Source organism: Citrobacter sp. wls827 (assembly GCF_005280875.1).
Lineage (GTDB): Bacteria > Pseudomonadota > Gammaproteobacteria > Enterobacterales > Enterobacteriaceae > Citrobacter > Citrobacter youngae.
This window is the reverse complement of record NZ_SZWR01000025.1, coordinates 1-5,464: the sequence shown is the minus strand read 5'-3', so window position 1 is coordinate 5,464 and position 5,464 is coordinate 1. Positions and strand designations below refer to the sequence as shown.

Below are 5,464 nucleotides of genomic sequence, written 5' to 3'. Positions count from 1 at the left end.
GGGGTGTCATATTCAACGTGAGAAGTGTTGATGGTGATACCACGAGCTTTTTCTTCCGGCGCGTTATCGATCTGGTCGAATGCACGAGCAGCACCGCCGTAGGTTTTAGCCAGTACGGTAGTGATTGCAGCGGTCAGGGTAGTTTTACCGTGGTCAACGTGGCCGATGGTGCCGACGTTAACGTGCGGTTTTGTACGTTCAAATTTTTCTTTAGACACGGCTATATTCCTTACTATAGTGCTCTCCCCTATGGAGAGAGCACGGGACTTAGGTTTTAATCCTGTGGATTATTTACCACGGGCTTCAATAACGGCCTGAGCAACGTTGTTCGGCGCATCGTCGTACTTCAGGAACTCCATGGAGTAAGAAGCACGGCCTTTGGTCAGAGAACGCAGCTGGGTTGCATATCCGAACATTTCAGACAGCGGAACTTCAGCATGGATAACAACGCCAGTGACGTTGGATTCCTGACCACGAAGCATACCACGACGGCGGCTCAAGTCACCGATTACGTCACCGGTGTTCTCTTCCGGAGTCTCTACTTCAACCTTCATGATAGGCTCAAGCAGAACTGGTTTCGCTTTCTTAAAGCCATCTTTGAAGGCGATAGAAGCGGCCAGTTTAAACGCCAGCTCAGAGGAGTCAACGTCATGGTAAGAACCGAAGTGCAGACGCACGCCCAGATCAACAACCGGGTAACCAGCCAGCGGGCCAGATTTCAGCTGTTCCTGGATGCCTTTATCAACGGCCGGGATGTATTCGCCAGGAATTACACCACCTTTGATGTCGTTGATGAACTCGTAGCCTTTCGGGTTTGAACCCGGCTCCAGCGGGTACATGTCGATAACAACATGACCGTACTGACCGCGACCACCAGACTGCTTAGCGTGTTTACCTTCGATATCGGTAACTTTCGCGCGAATCGCTTCACGGTAAGCAACCTGAGGTTTACCGACGTTCGCTTCAACGTTGAATTCACGCTTCATACGGTCAACGATGATGTCGAGGTGCAGCTCACCCATACCAGCGATAATGGTCTGGTTAGATTCTTCGTCAGTCCATACGCGGAATGACGGGTCTTCTTTAGCCAGACGGCCCAGAGCCAGACCCATTTTTTCCTGGTCAGCTTTGGTTTTCGGTTCTACCGCGATGGAAATTACCGGCTCAGGGAATTCCATACGTTCCAGAATGATCGGGTGATCCGGGTCACACAGAGTGTCACCAGTGGTCACGTCTTTCAGACCGATAGCAGCAGCGATATCGCCCGCGCGAACTTCTTTGATCTCTTCACGTTTGTTAGCGTGCATCTGTACGATACGGCCGAAACGTTCACGTGCAGTTTTCACGGAGTTCAGGATGGTGTCACCGGAGTTAACCACACCAGAGTACACGCGGAAGAAGGTCAGGTTACCCACGAACGGGTCGGTAGCGATTTTGAATGCCAGAGCAGCAAACGGCTCGTCATCGCTAGCATGACGCTCAGCAGGAGTATCTTTACCGTCGTCCAGAATACCGTTGATCGCAGGTACGTCGACTGGGGATGGCAGGTAATCAATTACCGCATCCAGCATCGCCTGAACACCTTTGTTCTTGAACGCAGAACCACAGGTTACCAGGATGATTTCGTTGTTCAGAACACGCTGACGCAGAGCTTTTTTGATCTCTTCTTCAGTCAGTTCTTCACCACCCAGGTATTTCTCCATCAGCTCTTCTGAAGCTTCCGCAGCGGACTCGATCAGGTTCTGGTGCCATTCTTCAGCCAGTTCCTGCATGTCAGCCGGGATATCTTCATAAGTGAAGGTTACGCCTGCATCTTCTTCGTTCCAGTTGATGGCTTTCATTTTCACCAGGTCAACAACACCGGTGAACGCTTCTTCAGCGCCAATTGCCAGCTGCAGCGGAACAGGGTTCGCGCCCAGACGGGTTTTGATCTGACCAACAACTTTCAGGAAGTTCGCACCCATACGGTCCATTTTGTTAACGAACGCAATGCGCGGAACTTTATATTTGTTTGCCTGACGCCATACGGTTTCAGACTGAGGCTGAACACCACCAACTGCGCAGTAAACCATTACTGCACCATCAAGCACACGCATGGAACGTTCTACTTCGATTGTGAAGTCAACGTGCCCCGGGGTGTCGATGATGTTTACGCGATGCGGTTCGTACTGCTTAGCCATACCAGACCAGAATGCAGTAGTCGCTGCGGAGGTGATAGTAATACCACGCTCCTGCTCCTGCTCCATCCAGTCCATGGTGGCTGCGCCGTCATGAACTTCACCGATTTTATGGTTTACACCGGTGTAGAACAGAATACGTTCGGTAGTAGTGGTTTTACCGGCGTCGATGTGCGCACTGATACCGATGTTACGGTAGCGCGCGATGGGTGTTGTACGAGCCATTTGATTCCTCGTTTATCTTTTAGGCGTTCAATTTAAGTAGCCCAAAGCGGGCTGCTTACTAGAAGCGCCCGCCTGGTGACTAAAACTCCGAAGGGATTACCAACGGTAGTGTGCGAACGCCTTGTTGGCTTCTGCCATACGGTGAACGTCTTCACGTTTCTTAACTGCAGTACCTTTGTTTTCTGCAGCATCAGAAAGTTCGTTCGCCAGGCGCAGAGCCATGGATTTATCACCGCGTTTACGAGCAGCTTCAACGATCCAACGCATTGCCAGAGCATTACGACGGACCGGACGGACTTCAACTGGTACCTGATAAGTAGAACCACCAACGCGGCGAGACTTAACTTCGACAGTCGGGCGCACGTTTTCGAGAGCTACTTCGAAAGCTTCCAGTTCGTTTTTACCAGAACGCTGAGCCAGGGTCTCCAGCGCGCTGTATACGATAGTTTCGGCAGTAGATTTTTTACCATCTACCATCAGGATATTTACAAATTTAGCCAGCAGTTCTGATCCGAACTTCGGATCCGGCAGAATTTTACGCTGACCAATGACGCGACGACGTGGCATGGAAATACTCCGTTGTTAATTCAGGATTGTCCAAAACTCTAAGAGTTTAGTTTGACATTAATATAAAACGTTTGGCCTTACTTAACGGAGAACCATTAAGCCTTAGGACGTTTCACGCCATACTTGGAGCGTGATTGCTTACGGTCTTTAACGCCGGAGCAGTCAAGCGCACCACGAACGGTGTGGTAACGAACACCCGGGAGGTCTTTTACACGACCGCCACGGATCAGGATCACGGAGTGCTCCTGCAGGTTGTGACCTTCACCACCGATGTAGGAAGTCACTTCAAAACCGTTAGTCAGACGAACACGGCAAACTTTACGCAGTGCGGAGTTCGGTTTTTTAGGAGTGGTAGTATATACACGAGTACATACGCCACGTTTCTGCGGGCATGCTTCCAGCGCAGGCACGTTGCTTTTTGCAACTTTGCGTGCACGTGGTTTGCGTACCAGCTGGTTAACTGTTGCCATTAAATAGCTCCTGGTTTTAGCTTTTGCTTCGTAAACACGTAATAAAACGACCTCATACAATATGAGGACGCAGAATTTTAGGTCGGTGTCGAAAAGGTGTCAAGAAATATACAACGATCCCACAATTACCAGGACATCTGGCTGGGATGCTTCACCGTAAGTCTGACGAAGTCAGTATAGCTAACCCTGACGACACTGTCTGAAATTTGACCACTCAACCCGCGAGCCTTAATGTCTTCTTCCAGTACATAGACCTTAATGGAGGCATTTTGCAGACTTTCAAGGAAACGGCTTCCTTCGATTGCTGCCGTCACGCCATCCTGGAGCAATAAAAGTTCATCGTCTTTATCAATCAGACGAAGAAGAGAGGAGAAATCGGTAAGCCACGCGGAGCGATGTAGTGTGTGCAGCATGAGAGTCTCAAAACCTTAAAATGACGTCAAAGTTGCCTAACTCACGGCGTAAATCTTCCGGTTCAAGCGCCGTCGCATCAACCACAAAATTCGCCCCCTCTGCCAGGCCTCGCTCACGCAATGAGGCCGCACAAAGCCAGCATTGTTCTATATCGTACAATCCTAACAGTTTGAAAGTAGCAATATAGTCTCGCGCCAGAACGACATCCGGTTGTTGCCCCTGGAGGATCTGGAAGACACCATCACCGATAAAGAACACACCGAGATCTTCCGTTAATGCAGATGTCGCCAGTAATGCATCCAGTCCTTCGCGGCCGGATGCGCTGCCGTGCGGCACAGTAGAAAAAACAAAGGCAACACGTTTCATTAAAACTGCACCACGCGATCGCACGTCAGGGATGCTTCAGCCAGCGATCCAAGACCGCTGAGAGTAAATCCTGATTGTAAATTAGCACCAGACAACCCTAGCCGTGTTGCTTCAGTCTCATCAACAACACCACGCCGCAAGGCTGCCGCAACACAGATATTCAGCGCCACACCATGCTGTTGGTGAAGCTTTTGCCAGGCTCGAACTAAATCAAATTCATCACTGGCGGGCGATGTCAGAACGTTCGCGTTATACACGCCCTCACGATAAAAGAAAACGCTACACAACTCGTGTCCTTCTTCGAGTAGCGCATGCGCAAATTGCAATGCGCTACTCGCTTGCTGTGTGCCGTAGGCGGGCCCGGTTACCATGATGGCAAAACGCATTACTTATCTTGCCCCTGGAAATCACCGCTTTTGAACTGGCGAATATAGAGGTAGACCGTGTGCTTAGAGATGTTCAAACGATCGGCGACCTGATTGATCGCATCTTTAATATCGAAGATCCCTTTCTCATACAGGTTCAGGACAATCTGACGATTCTTGGCATTGTTGGAGACATTACGATCGGCGTTCACTTCTTCAATGGTGAACTCCAGCGTCTGCGTCACCAGATCTTCGACTGAGGACGCGAAGTTCACGGCTGATCCCACTTCCGGGGTCTCCGGTGGGATAAAGGTATTCATTATCTGCGAGAAAGGAACATCAAGGTTCATGTTGATGCACAGCAGACCAATCACGCGATGCTCACGGTTGCGAATGGCAATCGTCACCGACTTCATCAAGACACCGCTTTTCGCGCGTGTGAAATAACACTTCGACACGCTGCTATCCGCACCCGTCATATCATGCAGCATACGCAACGCAAGGTCGGTAATCGGCGAGCCAATTTTACGGCCCGTGTGTTCACCGTTAGCGATGCGAATGGCCGAGCATTTCAAATCCTGCAAAGAGTGCAATACGATTTCACAATGGGAACCAATGAGCATCGCCAACCCGTCCACTACCGCTTCATAGGATTTAAGGATATCGAAGTCGGTTTGATCGAAAGGACGTTGATCCAGTAAATCTAGCTCACTGGTTTCGTTGGTTAAAAGCGACCTGGACATGAAAAAAAGCACTCCTTTTCAGGAGCCTGTCGTTATGTTGTCAGGGCAGGCTCATCACTATTATAGGGGCATCTAAAGTAATACAGCGCACAAGGCGCTTTCCAGTATTAATTATATCCTGTCGATAATAAAAAACC

8 protein-coding genes are annotated in these 5,464 nt (G+C 49.9%); all 8 read right to left on the bottom strand.

The genetic code is table 11. The annotated features are described in order from the left end of the window. A partial coding sequence (locus FDX03_RS21140; protein ID WP_000031664.1) for a GTP-binding protein occupies window positions 1–218 on the bottom strand: 218 nt, incomplete at its 3' end. 69 nt (window positions 219–287) lie between these two features. After that, the gene (fusA, locus tag FDX03_RS21135; RefSeq protein WP_003023659.1) at window positions 288–2,402 is read right to left on the bottom strand and encodes an elongation factor G; all 2,115 of its coding nucleotides are present in this window, start codon (window positions 2,400–2,402) and stop codon (window positions 288–290) included. A 96-nt stretch (window positions 2,403–2,498) separates the two neighbouring features. Then, on the bottom strand, window positions 2,499–2,969 hold the full coding sequence (rpsG, locus tag FDX03_RS21130; protein WP_003023657.1) for a 30S ribosomal protein S7: 471 nt from the start codon (window positions 2,967–2,969) through the stop codon (window positions 2,499–2,501). Between the two features lie 95 nt (window positions 2,970–3,064). After that, window positions 3,065–3,439 carry a 30S ribosomal protein S12 gene (rpsL, locus tag FDX03_RS21125; RefSeq protein ID WP_003023654.1) on the bottom strand — a complete coding sequence of 125 codons (375 nt, stop codon included), beginning with the start codon at window positions 3,437–3,439 and terminating at the stop codon, window positions 3,065–3,067. Window positions 3,440–3,564: 125 nt separating this feature from the next. Then, window positions 3,565–3,852: a sulfurtransferase complex subunit TusB gene (tusB, locus tag FDX03_RS21120; protein WP_003023651.1), complete on the bottom strand. Its 288-nt coding sequence runs from the start codon at window positions 3,850–3,852 to the stop codon at window positions 3,565–3,567. A 7-nt stretch (window positions 3,853–3,859) separates the two neighbouring features. Then, window positions 3,860–4,219 carry a sulfurtransferase complex subunit TusC gene (tusC, locus tag FDX03_RS21115; RefSeq protein WP_048213526.1) on the bottom strand — a complete coding sequence of 120 codons (360 nt, stop codon included), beginning with the start codon at window positions 4,217–4,219 and terminating at the stop codon, window positions 3,860–3,862. Then, window positions 4,219–4,605: a sulfurtransferase complex subunit TusD gene (gene tusD, locus FDX03_RS21110; RefSeq protein WP_005121677.1), complete on the bottom strand. Its 387-nt coding sequence runs from the start codon at window positions 4,603–4,605 to the stop codon at window positions 4,219–4,221. The genes tusC and tusD overlap by 1 nt, the downstream gene beginning before the upstream one ends. Beyond that, window positions 4,605–5,327 (bottom strand): transcriptional regulator, encoded by a 723-nt coding sequence (locus tag FDX03_RS21105; protein ID WP_003023643.1) that lies wholly within the window; start codon window positions 5,325–5,327, stop codon window positions 4,605–4,607. Before FDX03_RS21105 ends, tusD begins: the two co-directional genes overlap by 1 nt. Window positions 5,328–5,464: the final 137 nt, after the last annotated feature.